Origin of the sequence: Candidatus Protofrankia californiensis, assembly GCF_900634765.1 — a bacterium.
GTDB classification, from domain to species: Bacteria; Actinomycetota; Actinomycetes; order Frankiales; family Frankiaceae; genus Protofrankia; species Protofrankia californiensis.
The window spans coordinates 2,015-3,343 of record NZ_CAAAFT010000193.1 but is presented as its reverse complement, the minus strand read 5'-3'; the positions used below and the strand labels follow the sequence as shown (position 1 = coordinate 3,343).

Here is a 1,329-nt window from a genome sequence, read left to right as displayed (position 1 = left end):
TGATCTCGGGTGTGTCGCGGGATTCCTGCGCCGGGTCGCATTTGGCGAGGATTTCCAGGCCGATGTAGCGGTGGGTTTCGATCCACTCGTCGTGCTGCTCGGCCAGTACAGCACCGACGAGCCTTATGATAGCCCCACGGTCGGGGAAGATACCGACGACGTCGGTGCGCCGGCGGATTTCCCGGTTCAGCCGTTCCTGCGGGTTCGACGACCAGATCTGCCGCCAGATCTCCCGCGGGTAGACGGTGAACGCGAGCAGATCGGATTTCGCGTCGGACAAATGATCGGCGGTCTTGGGGAGTTTCTCCGAAAGCGCCTCGACGACCCGGTCGAACTGCACGCTGACTTCGTTCGCGTCCGCCTGGTCGAAAACAGTGCGCACCAAGGTGGCGACCCACGGCTGGGAGGATTTCGGAGTGGCGGTCAGCAAATCCCGGAGATAATGCGTTCGGCAACGCTGCCACGACGCGCCCGGCAGGGTTGCTCCGATCGCGGCCACCAGGCCGGCGTGGGCGTCCGAGGTGACCAGCCGGACCCCGGACAGCCCGCGGGCGACCAGGCCGCGGAAGAACGCCAGCCAGCCGGCCCCGTCCTCGGAGGAGACGACGTCGAGGCCGAGGATCTCCCGGTGCCCGTCGCCGTTGACCCCGACCGCCAGCAGGCAGTGGACGTTGATCACACGGCCACCCTCGCGGACCTTCATCGTCAACGCGTCGGCCTGCACGAACCGGTAGGGGCCGCCGTCCAGCGGCCGGGAGCGGAACGCCTCGACCTGGGCGTCGAGCTGTTTCGCCAGTGCCGAGACCTGGGATTTCGAGATGTGCGCGACGCCGAGCTGCTCGACGAGCTTGTCGACTCTTCTCGTGGAGACCCCGAGCAGGTAGGAGGTGGCGACCACCGAGATCAGTGCCTGCTCGGCACGGCGTCGCCGGGTCAGGAGCCATTCCGGGAAATAGGAACCGGACCGCAGCTTGGGAACAGCGAGCTCGATCGTGCCCGCCCGGGTGTCCCACTCGCGCATCCGGTAGCCGTTCCGACGGTTGACTCGTTCCGGAGATACCTCCCCATATTCGGCATTGCAGATACCGTCCGCCTCGGCGCTCATCAGCGCTTCAGCGAACATCTTCACCATCGAGCCCAGAAGATCCGGACTCGCCGCGGCGAGTTCCTTGCCGAACCCCTCGGTGTCGGTCACAGTCGGGCGTACGGCCATCGCGTTGCTCCTTACTCGAGTTCTTCACAGGTCCTCGGAAGGATCACGCGGTGGTCGCTCTACGTCACGGACCGACACTCCGGCGAGTCGCTAGATCGTTGCTCTTCGTACACCAC

1 protein-coding gene is annotated in these 1,329 nt (G+C 65.7%); it reads right to left on the bottom strand.

Features of this window, described 5'->3' with window-relative positions:
* The coding region (locus DD1DGNOD_RS10700; protein ID WP_131770019.1) for an IS256 family transposase at positions 1–1,213 on the bottom strand (1,213 nt) is incomplete at its 3' end.
* Positions 1,214–1,329 lie beyond the last annotated feature (116 nt).